Annotated in this window: 10 protein-coding genes; 7 read left to right on the forward strand and 3 right to left on the reverse strand. The window is 69.1% G+C overall.

The window, feature by feature from the left end:
- Positions 1–114: 114 nt before the first annotated feature.
- The gene (locus tag J1M38_RS07335; protein WP_020624995.1) at positions 115–531 is read right to left on the reverse strand and encodes a PaaI family thioesterase; all 417 of its coding nucleotides are present in this window, start codon (positions 529–531) and stop codon (positions 115–117) included.
- A 216-nt stretch (positions 532–747) separates the two neighbouring features.
- Here J1M38_RS07335 and J1M38_RS07340 point away from each other — a divergent pair, with 216 nt between their 5' ends.
- Entirely contained in the window at positions 748–4,338 is a 3,591-nt protein-coding gene (locus tag J1M38_RS07340) for a TM0106 family RecB-like putative nuclease (protein ID WP_113914359.1), read from the forward strand.
- 1 nt (position 4,339) lies between these two features.
- Here J1M38_RS07340 and J1M38_RS07345 read toward each other — a convergent pair whose 3' ends face one another.
- A complete protein-coding gene (locus tag J1M38_RS07345) occupies positions 4,340–5,920 on the reverse strand; it encodes an AMP-binding protein (protein ID WP_073116975.1) in 1,581 nt (526 codons plus the stop codon).
- A gap of 141 nt (positions 5,921–6,061) precedes the next feature.
- On the opposite strand from J1M38_RS07345, the gene J1M38_RS07350 reads away from it, so the two are divergent.
- The 6 genes from J1M38_RS07350 to J1M38_RS07375 all read left to right on the forward strand — a co-directional run bounded on the left by J1M38_RS07350 (position 6,062) and on the right by J1M38_RS07375 (position 14,053).
- Complete coding sequence (locus J1M38_RS07350; protein WP_010080080.1) at positions 6,062–6,676, forward strand: GNAT family N-acetyltransferase; 615 nt, start codon at positions 6,062–6,064, stop codon at positions 6,674–6,676.
- A 58-nt stretch (positions 6,677–6,734) separates the two neighbouring features.
- Entirely contained in the window at positions 6,735–8,174 is a 1,440-nt protein-coding gene (purB, locus tag J1M38_RS07355; protein WP_041102571.1) for an adenylosuccinate lyase, read from the forward strand.
- Positions 8,175–8,205: 31 nt separating this feature from the next.
- Positions 8,206–9,105 carry a trimeric intracellular cation channel family protein gene (locus J1M38_RS07360; protein WP_041102569.1) on the forward strand — a complete coding sequence of 300 codons (900 nt, stop codon included), beginning with the start codon at positions 8,206–8,208 and terminating at the stop codon, positions 9,103–9,105.
- Positions 9,106–9,177: 72 nt separating this feature from the next.
- The gene (locus J1M38_RS07365; RefSeq protein ID WP_041102567.1) at positions 9,178–10,191 is read left to right on the forward strand and encodes a trimeric intracellular cation channel family protein; all 1,014 of its coding nucleotides are present in this window, start codon (positions 9,178–9,180) and stop codon (positions 10,189–10,191) included.
- Positions 10,192–10,258: 67 nt separating this feature from the next.
- Positions 10,259–11,815, forward strand: a complete 1,557-nt coding sequence (locus J1M38_RS07370; RefSeq protein WP_041102565.1) for a DUF1846 domain-containing protein — start codon at positions 10,259–10,261, stop codon at positions 11,813–11,815.
- 93 nt (positions 11,816–11,908) lie between these two features.
- A complete protein-coding gene (locus J1M38_RS07375; protein WP_206481405.1) occupies positions 11,909–14,053 on the forward strand; it encodes an RNA-binding domain-containing protein in 2,145 nt (714 codons plus the stop codon).
- Between the two features lie 161 nt (positions 14,054–14,214).
- Here the strand turns inward: J1M38_RS07375 and J1M38_RS07380 are convergent, their stop codons facing one another.
- Positions 14,215–15,156, reverse strand: coding sequence for an HNH endonuclease (locus tag J1M38_RS07380; RefSeq protein ID WP_206481404.1), 942 nt, complete (start codon positions 15,154–15,156; stop codon positions 14,215–14,217).
- Between the last annotated feature and the right edge of the window lie 17 nt (positions 15,157–15,173).

The raw sequence follows: 15,173 nt of genomic DNA on the forward strand, positions 1-15,173 counted from the left end.
GGGGTGCCGGCGTGTACGGGTTGGGGATCGAGGCCTCAAGCATGGCGTTCTCCTGGGGATGCGGGGTCGGGCGGCGGTCGACGACGGCGGCGCATCGGCGGGTGCGCCCGTCGGTCAGCGTCCGGGGGCGGGGATGGTGCGGGAGCGGCCGCGGAAGGCGGCCACCGGGGTGCCGTCGTCGGTGGTGACGGTGATGTCGTAGACGGCCGAGCGGCCGGCGGCGGCGACCAGGCGGCCCTCCGCGACGAGGGTCTGCCCGGCGCGGGTGGCCGCGAGGAAGTTGACGTCCACGCCGGAGGCCACGGTGAGGGTGGAGCCGTCCGAGGCGGGGTCGTTGCAGGTCAGCGCGAAGCACGTGTCCGCGAACGCGAAGACGGCGCCGCCGTGGGCCAGGCCGAAGCCATTGTGCTGGTCCTCGGTGAGCGTCATCCGGATGCGCGCGTGGTCCTTCTCGGCGGCCTCGAGGGTGACGCCGAGCCACCGTGCCACGCGGTCCTCCGCGAGCATGGGGTGGTGGGCGGTCTCGGTCATGGGCGGGCCTCCCTGCCGGCACGGGCGCGCCGGCGCGGCGGCGCAGAGAATTACTGAACGATCATTAGGTAACTCCCTGGATGTGACTCACGTCAAGTCCGGTCCGGTGTGTGACGCTCGCCGCCCCCGCCGTCATGCCGTGGGAGCGGGGCACACCGGGGGACCTGTGCGCGGCCCCCGCCTATCGTGTCCGCGGCGCCTGTCTAGGGTGACCGCATGGTGACCTTCGCGCCGGACCGCGCCTCCTTCATGCTCAGCCCCTCGGACATCACCGCCGCCGCCACGTGTACCTATGGGTGGCTGCGCGGGACGGTGGATCCCAAGCTCGGGCGTGCCCCGCGGATCGGCGTGGCGGACGCGTTCCTCGAGCGGGTCTCCCGCCTCGGGGACGAGCACGAGTCCCGCGTGCTCGCGCGCCTCGAGGCGGAGCACGGCGCGGACCAGGTGGTCCGGCTCGCCCGCCCGGAGCGCTACACGCCCGAGGGCGTGCGGGCCGCCCGCGAGCGCACCGCGGCGGCGTTGGCCGCGCGTCCCGCCGTCGTGTTCCAGGGGATGCTGCACGACGGCGCGTTCGGCGGCCTGGCCGACTTCCTCGTGCTCCGCACGGACGAGGAGCACCCCGAGGGCGCGTACGAGGTGGTGGACACGAAGCTGGCCCGGCATGCGCGGGTGACGGCGCTGCTGCAGATCGCCGCGTACGCGGACCTGCTGGACGGCATGGGCGTGCCGCGGGCGCGGCAGGGCAGCCTGTGGCTCGGGGACGGTTCCCGGCACGTCGCGGACCTGGACGAGGTGATCCCGGTGTACCGGCACCAGCGCGCCCGGCTGGAGGCGCTGCTGCAGGATCACGTGGCCGCCGGGGAGCCCACTCGCTGGGGCGACGACCGCCTGAGCGTCTGCGGCGCATGCGAGGCGTGCGAGGAGGCCGTCGCCGAGCACCGGGACGTGCTGCTCACGGCGGGGGCCACGCGGTTGCAGCGCACCCGGCTGCGCGAGGCCGGCATCACGACCATCGAGCAGCTCGCGGTGTCCGTCGCACCGCCGGAGGGCATGGCCCGCCGCACGTGGGAGGCGCTGCGGGAACAGGCGGCGATCCAGCTGGAGCCGGCCGGGGCGGACGGGCTGCCGCCGCATCGGATCGTGGACCCGCGCGCCGTGACGGGGCTGCCGGCGCCGGACGCCGGAGACGTCTTCTTCGACTTCGAGGGGGACCCGCTGTGGGTCTCCGCGGACGGGAGCATGGAGGGTCTCGAGTACCTGTGGGGCTGGGTCGAGGCGCCGGGCGGGGACACCGCGCGCACCGCCTCGGCCGACTTCCGGTTCACGGGTCTGTGGGCGGACACCCGTGCCGCCGAGCGGGCGGCGCTCGAGCAGTTCGTGGCGTTCGTGGAGGCCCGACGCGCGACCCACCCGGGGATGCGGATCTACCACTACGCCGCGTACGAGGTCACCGCGCTGAAACGCCTGACCGTGCGGCACGGCGTGGGCGAGCGCGAGCTGGACGACTGGCTGCGCGCGGGGCTGTTCGTGGACCTCTACTCCACGGTCCGCGCCGCCCTGCGGGCCGGTGTGCCGAGCTACTCCATCAAGAAGCTGGAGCCCCTCTACATGGGGGCGGAGCACCGGGCGGAGGACGGCGTCACGACGGCGGCGGACAGCGTCACCGAATACCACCGGTACGTCGCCGCGATGGAGGCCGGGGACACCGAGGTCGCGAAGGCGATCCGCGCCGACATCGAGGACTACAACCGGTACGACTGCGTCTCCACGGCGCGGCTGCGGGACTGGCTGCGGGCGCAGGTCGAGCCCGAGGAGGCCGCCGTCGCGGACCGTCCCGTCGACGACGCCGCGACCGGGAACGAACCGCTGGTCGAGGCCGCGCCGTCGCTCCAGGAGCAGGACGCGGCCCTCGCCGCCTCGCTTCAGGCGCTGGCGGGCGCCGAGAGGGACGAGGCGGGCGGGACGCGGGCCCCGGAGGCGGAGCTCGACGGCGGGCGGCGCGGTATCGCCCTGCTGGCCGCGGGCCTGGGCTACTTCGCCAGGGAGAACAAGCCGCTGTGGTGGGCCATGTTCGATCGGGCCGTGTCCGCCCCGGACGAGTGGCAGGAGCCGCGCGCGAACCTGGTGTTCGACACCGTCGAGTCGGTGAGTGCGTGGGAACGTCCCACCCCGCGGAGCAACCCCGCCCGGACGCTGACCGTGACCGGGCGCCTCGAGCCGGGCACCGAGGTCCGGCCGCGTCGGAACAGCCAGGAGAGGTTCAAGCTCAACGCCCTGTACGAGCAGCCGCCGCGCTGGGCGGAGCTGGCCCCCAACGCCGTCCGCTGGCAGAGCCGATCGCCCGTGGACGTGACCGAGGTGGAGGAGATCGCACCGGGCCGGTTCCGAGTCAGCCTGCTGCAGCGCCTCAGCACCAAGTACGAGCCGGAACCGCACGCGGAGGTGCCCATGGCGGTCTTCCACCTCAACTACGTCCGGCCCGGTGGCCTCCTCGAACGCATCCGGGAGCAGGCCGCCGAGGCCGCCCGCCGCGGCCGACTGCCGGACGGAGCGGTGTTCGACATCCTGGCGCGCCGTGCCCCGCGCACCACGGGCCGGACCCTCGCCGCGATCGGGGCGGACGTACGAGACGGCCGGCGGGACGGCGTCGGGGGCCTGGTCGAGGCGGTCGAGTCCGCACGCGGCTCCTACGTGGCCGTGCAGGGCCCTCCCGGCACCGGCAAGACGTACGTGGGCAGCCGCGCGGTGAAGGAACTCCTGGACCGGGGCTGGACGGTCGGCGTCACCGCCCAGTCCCACGCGGTGGTGGAGAACTTCCTCGACCAGCTGATCGGGGTCGGTGTGGACCCCGACCGCGTGGGCAAGGAGCCCAAGGACCCGGACGGACCGCACCGCTGGACGTCCCTGGGCTCATCGGAGGTCCATGCCTTCCTGGCACCGGGCCGGGTCCTGGGCGGCACCGCGTGGACCTTCGCGAACGCCGCGGCCCAGCCGGTCGACCTCCTGGTGGTGGACGAGGCAGGGCAGCTCTCCCTCGCGCACCTCCTGGGCGCGAGCGCCCTGGCCGAGACGGTGCTGCTGCTGGGTGACCCGCAGCAGCTCCCCCAGGTCAGCAGGGGCGAGCACCCCCAGCCCATCGGCGACGCGGCCCTGACCTGGATCGCGGAGGGCGCCCCCGTGCTCCGCGCCGAGCGCGGCTTCTTCCTGGACACCTCGTGGCGCATGCACTCGGCGCTCACCCGCGCGGTCTCCGAGCTCTCCTACGCCGGCCGGCTCGGCGCGCGGGAGGAGGTCACGGACGCCCGCCGGCTCGACGGCGTGGAGCCCGGACTGCACCCGTGGCCGGTCTCCCACACGGGCAACGCGGTCTCCTCGCCGGAGGAGGCCGCGGCCGTCGTCGAGATCATCCGGTCACTGCTCGGCCGCACCTGGTCCACCGGCCCGGACGATCCCGGCCGACCGCTCGAGCCGTCCGACGTGATCGTGGTGGCCCCGTACAACGCGCAGGTCGCCACGGTCCGGGAGACGCTCGACGCCGCCGGTCTCGAGGGCACCACCGTCGGCACCGTGGACAAGTTCCAGGGCCGGGAGGCCGCCGTCGCGATCCTGACGATGGCGGCGTCCTCACCGCAGGAGGTGCCGCGCGGGCTGGACTTCCTCCTGAACCGGAACCGGCTCAACGTGTCGATCTCGCGCGGACAGTGGGCCGCCTACCTCGTCCACTCCCCCGCCCTCGCGGACGCGCTGCCCACCAGCCCCGAGGACCTGCCGATGATCGGCGCGTTCCTGCGGCTCGTGCACCGTTGAGTCAGCCGGCGGCGCCCTGGCGCAGCAGGAACCGCTGCAGCTTGCCGGAGGGGGTCTTGGGCAGCCGGTCCACGAAGTGCACCCGGCGCGGGTAGGCGTGCTTGGAGTACTCGTCGCGGACCTTGGCCTGCAGCTCGGCCGCCAGGGCGTCCGGGTCCGCGACGGCCCCGGCGGGCACCACGAACGCCACGACCTCCTCGCCGCGCACCCCCTCCGGGTCCGGCAGGCCGACGACGGCGACCTCCTGCACCCGCGGGTGGTCGATGAGCACGGACTCCACGTCGAACGGGCCGATCCGGTACCCGGCGGCGAGGATCACGTCGTCGTCCCGGGAGGAGAAGAAGAACCAGCCGTCGTCGTCCTGCCGGGCGGTGTCCCCGGTCAGGTACCAGCGCCCGTCCGGGGTGAAACGCTCCGCGGTCTTCTCCGGCTCCCCGAGGTAGCCGGGGAACCAGAACAGGGGCGAGGCCGCGTCGATCGCGATCTGCCCGTCCCGGATCTCGGCGGCGATCCCCGGCAGGGGCACACCCATCGAACCCGGGCGGGGCGGCGCGGCCAGCTCGGGGTGCGCGAGGGTGCAGATGACCATGCCCAGCTCGGTCTGGCCGTAGTGGTCGCGGATCTCCGTGCCGAGGGCCGTCCGGCCCCACTCGAGCACGGACGGCGGCAGCGGCTCCCCCGCCGTGGACACGCGCCGCAGCCGCAGCGGGGCGTCCTCGGTGACCTCCCCGGCCTTGGCCAGCGCGCGGAACATCGTGGGGGCGCCGGCGAGGTTCGTGATGCCCTGCGAGCGGATCACCTCGACCATGGTCGCCGGGGAGAAGGCGCCGCGGTACTGCACCGAGGTCGCCCCGAGCACCAGCGTGCCGACGATCCCGTAGTACAGCCCGTACGCCCAGCCGTGGTCGGCCGCGTTCCAGAACAGGTCCTCGGGGCGCAGGTCCACCGCGCACGTGAGGTAGACGGCGAACGCGGCGGCCGCGCGCAGCGGCACGGGCACCCCCTTGGGGCGGCCGGTGGTGCCGGAGGTGAACAGCAGGGCGATCGGCCCGTCCCCGCCGACGGCGACGTCCTCGCCCAGCGGCGCGGAGTCCGCGAGCGCGTCCCACTCCGGGCCGGTGCGGATGATCTCGATGCCGGGGATGTCCGTGAGCTTCTCGGCCTGACGGGGTTCGGCGACGACAAGCCGCGCCGCCGCGCCCTCGATGCGCATCCGGGCGGCGCCCGCGGCGAACGCGGTGAACAGCGGCACGTGCACAGCGCCGAGCCGCCACAGGGCCAGCAGCGTGATGACGAGCTCCTCCCGTTTGGACATCATCACGGGGACCCGGTCGCCGCGCGTGACGCCGCGGGCGGCGAGGCCGGTGGCGAGGCGGCGCGAGCGGTCGGCCAGCTCGCCGAAGGTGAGGTCGACGGCGGACATGTCCTCCGCCACGAACCGGAACGCCACCGCGTCGGCCGGCCAGCGGTCGCAGAGCAGGTGGGCGGCGCAGGCGTCCGGGGTCTCGACGTCGGCGACCCACCCGGCCATCAGCCGGTCGATCGTCCCGGCCTCGTGGGCCTGCCCGGTCCGTTCCGTCATCTCGGTCTCCTCATCCCTCTCGGCATGCCGACGCCGGGCGACGGCGACGTCAGCCACGGTAGGTCCACCGCGCCCCGGGCCACCGGGCGCGTCCGCATGTTGCACTCGCCACCCCGTCGCGGCTGAGGGCAGGATGGCGCCATGACTGATCTCGATCCCGCCACCCCTCGCCCCTCAGGGACGCGCGCGGACGCCCCGCCCCGGACCGACGTCGCGCTGCGCCCGGTGGCCGCCGACGACGCCGACTTCCTGTGGACCTGGATCCACGGCGCCGAGGACCCCGAGTGGAAGTCGTGGGACGCCCCCTACTTCCACGCCGCGGACACGGCCGCCCCGCCGAGCCGCGCGGACTTCGACGCCGACCACGCGCGCCGGCGCGTCGGCGACCCTGACGTCCGGGTCGTCACGGTGGACGGCACCCCCGTCGGTCTCGTGACCCGCACGGAGCAGCATCCGGCGGGCGCGGGCTGGTGGGAGCTCGGCATCCTGTTGTTCGACCCGACCACGTGGGGCCGCGGCGTCGGGCGGGCGGCGCTCACGCTGTGGTCGGACGCGTCGTTCGCGGAGACGGACGCGCACCTGCTGAGCCTGGTCACGTGGTCCGGCAACGCGCGGATGATCGCGTCGGCGGTCCGCGTCGGGTACACCGAGGTCGCCCGCATCCCCGAGGCGCGCTCCTGGGAGGGCCGGCGATGGGACTCGGTGCAACTCGCGGTGCTGCGGCGAGACTGGTGGCCGGCGTCGACGGACGGCTGAGGACGGACCCGGCCCTCGCCTTCGTCGGGCGTCCGCGGCGCCTGCCAGAATGGGGGCCATGACCTCGCAGCCCGCGCCCGCGTCCACCGCCCACCGCCGTCCCCTCGCCGAGGCCGGCATCGCCCTCGGCCCCCTGGACGGCCGCTACCGTGCGGCGGTGGAGCCGCTCGTGGAGCACCTGTCCGAGGCGGCGCTGAACCGCAACCGCATCCACGTGGAGGTCGAGTGGTTCATCCACCTGGCCGAGCACCGCGTGCTGCCGGGTCTCGAGCCGCTCACGGCCGAGCAGCAGGCGGGCCTGCGGGCGATCGTCACGGACTTCGACGCGGAGTCCGTGGCCGAGCTGGCGGCTACCGAGAAGGTCACGGTGCACGACGTGAAGGCCGTCGAGTACTTCATCGCCGACCGCCTCGAGGGGCTGGGCCTGGGTCGGCTGAAGCCGCTCGTGCACTTCGCGTGCACCTCCGAGGACATCAACAACCTGGCCTACGCGGTGGGCGTGCGCGACGCCGTCGAGCAGGTCTGGCTGCCGGCCGCCCGCGCCGCCGTGGCCACCGTCTCCGCGATGGCCGCCGAGGCCGCCGAGACCCCCATGCTCTCCCGCACGCACGGCCAGCCGGCCACGCCCACCACGCTGGGCAAGGAGATGGCCGTGTTCGTGCACCGTCTGACCCGTCAGACCCGGCGCATCGCCGGCCAGGAGTACCTGGGCAAGATCAACGGCGCCACCGGCACCTACGCCGCCCACCTCGCCGCCGCCCCGGACGCGGACTGGCCGGCCCTGTCCCGGTCCTTCGTGGAACACCTCGGCCTCACCTGGAACCCGCTGACCACCCAGATCGAGTCCCACGACTGGCAGGCGGAGCTGTACGCCGACGTCGCGCGCTTCAACCGGATCCTCCACGGCTTCTGCGTGGACGTATGGAGCTACATCTCCATCGGCTACTTCGCGCAGATCCCCGTGGCCGGCGCGACCGGCTCCTCCACGATGCCGCACAAGGTGAACCCGATCCGCTTCGAGAACGCGGAGGCCAACCTCGAGCTCTCCTGCGCCCTGCTCGACTCGCTGGGCGCCACCCTCGTGGAGTCCCGTTGGCAGCGCGACCTCACGGACTCGACGTCGCAGCGCAACATCGGCGTGGCCCTCGGCCACTCAGTGCTCGCCCTGACCAACGTCACCAAGGGCATGGGCCAGCTCCAGGTGGCCGATCCCGTGCTGGCCGAGGACCTCGACACGAACTGGGAGGTGCTCGGCGAGGCCGTCCAGACCGTGATGCGCGCCGAGGCGATCGCCGGCGTCGAGGGCATGGACAACCCCTACGAGCGCCTCAAGGAGCTGACCCGCGGCCACCGCGTGGACGGTGCGCGCATGCGCGAGTTCGTGCAGGGCCTCGGCCTGTCCGAGGGCGCTCAGGCGCGCCTGCTGGAGCTGACCCCGGCCGGGTACACCGGCGTGGCGTCGGAGCTGGCCAAGGAGTTCGGGCCGGCGCAGGACTGACCCGGGCCGCCTGACGGGGGACGATGGGCGGGTGCTGCTTCCACTTCTCCCCGTGTGGCTGCTGTCCGCCGCCCCCAAGGACCCCGCCGAACTCGAACGGGACGTGCCCGAGCCGATCGACGCCCACGGCGAGCTCGCCGACGCGGTCACCGCGGCGATCACCGCCGTGGACCTCGTGGGCGTGTTCTTCTTCGCGATCTCGGGTGCCGTCCTCGCCGTGCGCAAGGGCTACGACATCGTCGGCTCCCTGCTGCTGGCCCTCATGGTGGGCACGGGCGGCGGCGTCGTCCGGGACCTCGTGGTCGGCCGGGACGTGCCCGCGGCCTTCGACAACCCCTGGTACCTGATCCTGCCGGCGGTCGCGTCGCTAGCGGTGTTCCTCCGGATCTTCGACGGCGAGCGCGGCCACCACGCCGTCATGGCCTTCGACGCCATCGGCCTGGCCGTGTACTGCGTGGTGGGCACGCGCATCGCCCTGCTCGCCGGCCTGAGCCCGGTCGCCGCCGCAGTGCTGGGCCTGGTGACCGCCGTCGGCGGCGGCATCCTGCGCGACGTCGTCGCCGGGGAACCGCCCGCCGTGTTCGGCGGGCGCGGCTGGTACGCGCTGCCGGCCATCCTCGGCGCGGGCACGACGGCGGCCCTCGGCCAGGCGGAGGTCCTGAACCCGCTGACCTCGGCGGCGGTGATGGTGCTCGTGCTCGTGCTGCGCGTGGTGTCGCTGCGCAGGGAGTGGCTCGCCCCGGGGGCCGAGATCTCGGGGGAGACCCAGCGCCAGCGCATGGATCCGCATGACGAGCCGCCCGTGCCGGACATCCGCGACCGCAAGGGCAGGGACGGGCCGCCCGCCGCCCCCGGCGAGGACGGCCCCCCGGCGAACGAGGAGACACCCGGCGCCGACGAAGACGTCACACCTCGGGGGACACCCGGGTGAACAAACGAGCCACTGCGCGGGCCGCACGGGACAATGGCCGGTGAATCCCCGGACCCAACGGAAGGAGCCGCCGTGGACGTGCAGCAGTTCTTCGCCACCCTCACCGACGTCCCGTGGCTGCTCACGACCCTGGACCTGATCGGGATCTTCTTCTTCGCCACCTCGGGGGCGCTGCTGGCGGCCCGCAAGCAGTTCGACCTGGTGGGCTCGATGGCGCTGTCCCTGCTGGCGGGCCTGGGCGGCGGCTTCACACGGGACATCCTGCTGGACCGGGGTCTGCCCGCGTCCCTGGAGAACCCGGTCTATCTGGCCCCGCCCCTGCTGGTGTCCCTGCTCGTGTACGTCAAGGTGATCCACCCGAATCGCCTGAACCTGACCATCACCCTGTTCGACGCCGCCGGTCTCGCCCTGTTCACGGTGTCCGGCGTGCTGCTGGCGCACTCGATGGGCGTGCACCCGGTGTCCACGGTGGTGATCGCGATGGTCACGGCGCTGGGCGGCGGCGTGCTGCGGGACATCGTCGCCAACGAGGTCCCGTCCATCTTCGACCCCCGCGGCGTCTACGTCCTCCCCACGTTCCTGGGCGCGGTGCTGGCGACCGTGGTGGCCATGAACGGCGCGCTCAACGGGTACACCGGCTTCCTCATCGCGTTCCTGATCTTCGCGGTGCGGATGATCGCCTACCGCTACCAGTGGCGGTTCTTCGGCGCGGAGATCTCCCAGGACAAGGAGTCCCTCGAACGTCTGCGGCGCCTGGCCACGCAGGCGCAGGAGGCGGCCGCCCGCCGGGTGGAGCGCACCCTCGAGCGCCGGCTGCGCTCCCCCGGCGCCCCCGCCTTCCCCGACGACGACACGCACGGGTCCTACGGCCCGCGGCAGGAGTACGAGGACCAGGTGCGGGTGGACGACTACGACCCGCAGACCCAGACGATCACCGTCGTCGACCCCGCCTCACACCAGCAGGTGCGCCTGGACCGCGGCACCGGCGTCATGGACGTCACCGACCTGCGCACCGGGCGCACGCGCAGCTTCGACGACCCCGAGCACGACTGGATCGCGGACGACCCGGCGGACCCGAGGGACTGAGGGATGCGGTGAGCCCGACGCCGGGCCGCGCACGCGCACCCCGCGGACGGGTCTATGCTGAGAGTCCATGACCGGCACGCATGAGACCGCCCGCCCCGCCAGCACGACCACGGAGGCCGCGGCCTCCGGCCCCCTCCACCGCGTCGGATTCGACCGCGCGAAGTACATCGAACTCCAGTCCCAGCACATCCAGGAACGCCGCCGCCAGATCGGCGGGAAGCTGTACCTGGAGATGGGCGGCAAGCTCTTCGACGACCTGCACGCCTCCCGCGTCCTGCCCGGCTTCACCCCGGACAACAAGATCGCGATGCTGGACCGCATCAAGGACGAGACCGAGATCCTGGTGTGCTTCAACGCCAAGGACCTCGGGCGGAACAAGGTCCGCGCGGACCTGGGCATCACGTACGAGGACGACGTCCTGCGCCTCGTGGACGTGTTCCGGGAGCGCGGGTTCCTGGTGGAGCACGTGGTGGTCACGCAGCTGGAGGACGCCAACCACCGTGCACTGGCGTTCCTCGAGAAGCTCGAGCGCCTCGGCCTGAAGGTGGCCCGCCACCGCGTGATCCCCGGCTACCCGCACGCCATGTCCACGATCGTCTCGGAGCAGGGCTTCGGTGCCAACGAGTGGTCCGAGACCACGCGGGACCTCGTCGTCGTGACGGCCCCCGGCCCGGGCTCCGGCAAGCTGGCGACGTGCCTGAGCCAGGTGTACAACGATCGGCAGCGGGGCATCCCGGCCGGCTACGCGAAGTTCGAGACGTTCCCCATCTGGAACCTGCCGCTCGAGCACCCGGTGAACGCCGCCTACGAGGCCGCCACCGTGGACCTGGACGACATCAACCTGATCGACCCGTTCCACCTGGCCGAGTACGGCGAGCGGGTGACGAGCTACAACCGCGACGTCGAGGTGTTCCCGCTGCTGTCCGCGCTGCTGGAGAAGGTCACGGGCACCACCCCGTACAAGTCCCCCACGGACATGGGCGTGAACATGGCCGGCGCGGCGATCGTGGACGACGAGGTGTGCCAGGAGGCCGCAAAGCAGGAGATCATCCGGCGCTACTACAAGGCTCAAGTCAACGAGGCGCTGGAGGGCGCGGACGACACCGAGTCCGAGCGCGTGGCCCTGGTGATGTCCAAGCTGGGCCTGAGCTCGGAGGACCGCCCGGTGGTGGGTGCCGCGCAGTTGGTGGCCGAGCGCACCGGTGAGCCCGGCGCGGCCGTGCAGCTGGCGGACGGCACCCTGGTGACCGGCAAGACCTCGGAGCTGCTGGGCTGCTCCGCCGCGGTGCTGCTCAACGCCCTCAAGGTGCTGGCCGGCATCGAGGACGACGTGCACCTGCTCTCCCCCGCCTCGATCGAGCCGATCCAGACGCTCAAGACCGTGCACCTGGGCTCCAAGAACCCGCGGCTGCACACGGACGAGGTGCTGATCGCGCTGTCCGTGTCCGCGGCGACCGACGAGAACGCGAAGGCGGCCGTCGAGCAGCTGGCCAGCCTCGAGGGCTGCGACGTGCACACGACGACGATCCTCGGCTCCGTGGACGAGGGCATCTTCCGGTCCCTGGGGATGCTCGTGACGAGCGAGCCGAAGTTCCAGAAGAAGGGGCTGTACCGGAAGCGGTGAGGTGATAAGAACCTAGACTGAGACCTAGGTCGCAATCCCTACTTTCCGTATGCACGCGATGCGTCGCACTCATCCATGACACGGAGCGTCACCATGAACCTCTCCCAGCAGCGTCAGACCTTCTTTCGGCGCCACGGAAATGCGGAGCTATTAGACGTCGGGCTTCGTAGCGCAGAAAACCCTACCCCGCTATTCTTTTTCCACCGGATAGTGGATAAGTCCACGGACATCGAGGGGGCGGATATGGCACTGGGCCGCCTTGGACCTATATTAGAGGCGCGGTTCGATATCCAGGGTGAAGTTTCCTTCTTTTTCACACCCTGGTCCGACCTTCACAGAAGTACTTATAATGCCGTTGCCCAGCGACATACGGAGATTAGCGACTCAGCCCAGCGTGAAGTCTTCACCAATACTCGATTCACACCTTCCCGAAAAGTTGTCTTCATTGTCTCGGATCATAAAGATGTTGTAGGCAAATGCTCGCAATGGAATAGGGAAGAAACAACCGGCACGCTCGTGATTCCGCTCTGGACCGGAGAATTCGGGGACCGGGGGGCATTCGAAGCAATCGCGTCAGCTTTAGCGAGATTCTTGCAAGATCGCGACCTGTACAAGACCAGTGACCCCGTGCACGGCCTCGACTTTTATGGACGCCAATCCGCTCTAGCGCAACTGGAAGCCTACATTGCTAGACGGCAGTATGTGGCGATCCTAGGGCTTCGGCGCTTAGGGAAGACCTCAATCGTTCGCCAGCTCGGGACACTATACCAGCAAAAAGGAACTGTAGTCGCCTCAGTTGACTTCCAGGCCATGCGCGAATCATCTCTGGAGTACTTTGCCGAAAATCTATACTCAGATTTGATCGATAAGCTTCGCACCCTCCAAAAAAGTCGACCTGAGGTACGTCTTGGCACTTCAGCCGATCAAAGCGCTGATGACTTGCCATTAGCAAAACTTCCTCAGAAGATTAAACGCCTGGCCTCAAGAAATCCTGACGTCACATTCGTGCTCGTTTTGGACGAAATAGAGACGTTACTGAAGTTCAGTTCTTCTTCTCCTGCAATCGTTGGAGAAATTTTAGGGTCAGTTCGCTCGGCCGCCCAGGCACGGGCCAATGTCACTCTGATCCTGGCCGGCGTAGTGAACCAAGTATTCGATGATAGTCTCATCGGTACCAGTGACGACGTAGATAATCCGATCTTTGGTCAGATCGAGCCGCTTTACATTACTCCGTTCACCCTCCAAGAGACTGCCGATATGCTTCGTGGCTTGGGTTTGGCAATGTTGGTCACATGGAGCGATGAGGCAGTGGACGAAGTGCACGCTGCCTGCGGCGGTATTCCCTATCTGGCTCGCGAGTTGGCTTCAACTACGAGAACTATGCTAATGGAGCAGCAAGAGGGCGGTGCGCGGCTTACTTCTGAAACGGTGAAAATCAATGCAGAGGATGTCAGGACCGCCATCCCCGCGTGGGCGCCCCGCGCCAGGAAGATCTGGACTGGCATTGTTGGCATGCTGCAATCGCATCATCCAAACGTGTATTTGCTCCTTCAGGATAACCCAACGGAAGTCTGGGTAAATGAATGGGCCGAGGAAGACCCGGAAATTGAGGCAGCTGCGCTGACTCTTTGCAAACTAGGGCTGTTCCAGCAGAAAAGCGATGGGAAGTTTGCATTCACGGAATCACTTAAATCCCTCGAGTTGCTGAATCGACCTACTTCACGGCCGGTCCCCGAAACCTCAGCAGAGCTAGTCCACAGTGTTAGCGACCTAGAGTCAATGCTTGAATCTGGCGAGTCTCACACCGTCGAATTTAAAGAGACTTGCCGCTGGGATATCCGACAGGGGAAAAAAAGTAAGGCCATTGAACACGAGGTAGTGAAAACGGTTTCGGCGTTCCTTCACGCCGATGGTGGGGTACTGCTGATCGGTGTAAATGACGACGGACGACCTTCTGGACTGTCACGAGATCTGCAACTGTTCGAGAACGACATCGATAGGCTAGAGCGTTGGCTCGCTAAAGATTTACTTGTGCGCGACTTGGGTCAACCCGCAGTTTCTGGATACGTGAGAATTGCGGTAAGGAAGCTTCGAAAACGTAATGTTCTAGTGGTAGAGGTCAAGAGCTTCCCGGGTGTTGCGCGCACGGCAGATAATCCCGTTTATCAGCGGCTGGGAAATCAGTCGACAAGACTGATCGATCGACAACTCGAGGAATTTTTGGCACAGCGGATTTGAGTCTTGAATTCAGCATTATTGGGCCGCCTCTCCTACTGGTCACAGTGGTACTTAGATCCTTGCAGGGATTGTCAATTCGCATTGATCTTGCTATTTCTGCTCAGAACGCAAGGCTCCGACTCGGTCGAATTGGTTTAACATTCATCAAAATCAGCAGGGGGTTAAGCCACGTTAACTATGGTCGCGCTTTGGAACCGGTCGTAGGCCCACATCAGCTTGTCGCGGTCCGGGCGATTGGCTTTGACCCTGGGCAGCATCATTAGCGGTTTGCCATGCAGGTCCTGCAAGCCGTGGCGCAGCATGGGCCCGTCCACCTCTTCGAGGAGGTCCTGACGAATTTCGACAACGGGCACGTCCGGCGTCGGCCGAATGCCAAGGAATCGCCGATCGAAAGCAGCGTGGTGGATTTTGCACAGCGCCATCCCGTTCCCGACGGTCGGCGTGCCCAGTTCATGGCTGTCATCCACAATGTGGGCCGCATCCAGTAGCTCCGGATGCGCAAGATTGCATACCGCGCAGTGATTCTCGTACGCCATCAGCACCGTTGAGCGGAAGACGGGTTGGTGCAGACGCACCTTCGTCTCCCGCATGAGATAACGCTTCAGCGCGGGCACCGCGAACCCCTCGTCGAGCTCCTCGACGGCGAAGTCCTCTTCCGCCAGCGGCGCCATGACGAACTGCTGCAGGTCCGGCTCCTCCCGGACAAGATAGACTGGAGCCACCACCTGGTACTCCGGGGGCTTGCCCCCGATGCCGATAAACCAGATGATCGGCTGCCGCAACTGCATAGCCTGGCGCAGCCCGACGTTCTCAGGGTGCTGAGGGTCGTCCCCACGCCACTTGTATCGGATGAGCCCGTCGGCGCCGACCTCGTCCTCGTACGGACGTTTCTGGCCCGGCGAGCGGTACGTAGTCACGATGGAAAGGGTCGCCTCGAATCCGCGCGGCTTCCAGATGCCCTGCTGGGAGGGGATCAGACGGAACGGCTGGCCGTTCCACTCAAAGTCCGCGATCTCGTCACGGGTGAGGGAAATCTGACGGTCAAAGGTGCGCTGCTCGAGCCACGCTATCGCCGCATGTCGTAGGCCTTCCGGTTCAGCCATGGAAACCCCCTCGTGAA

The organism is Micrococcus sp. KRD070 (assembly GCF_017168435.1).
GTDB classification, from domain to species: Bacteria; Actinomycetota; Actinomycetes; order Actinomycetales; family Micrococcaceae; genus Micrococcus; species Micrococcus luteus.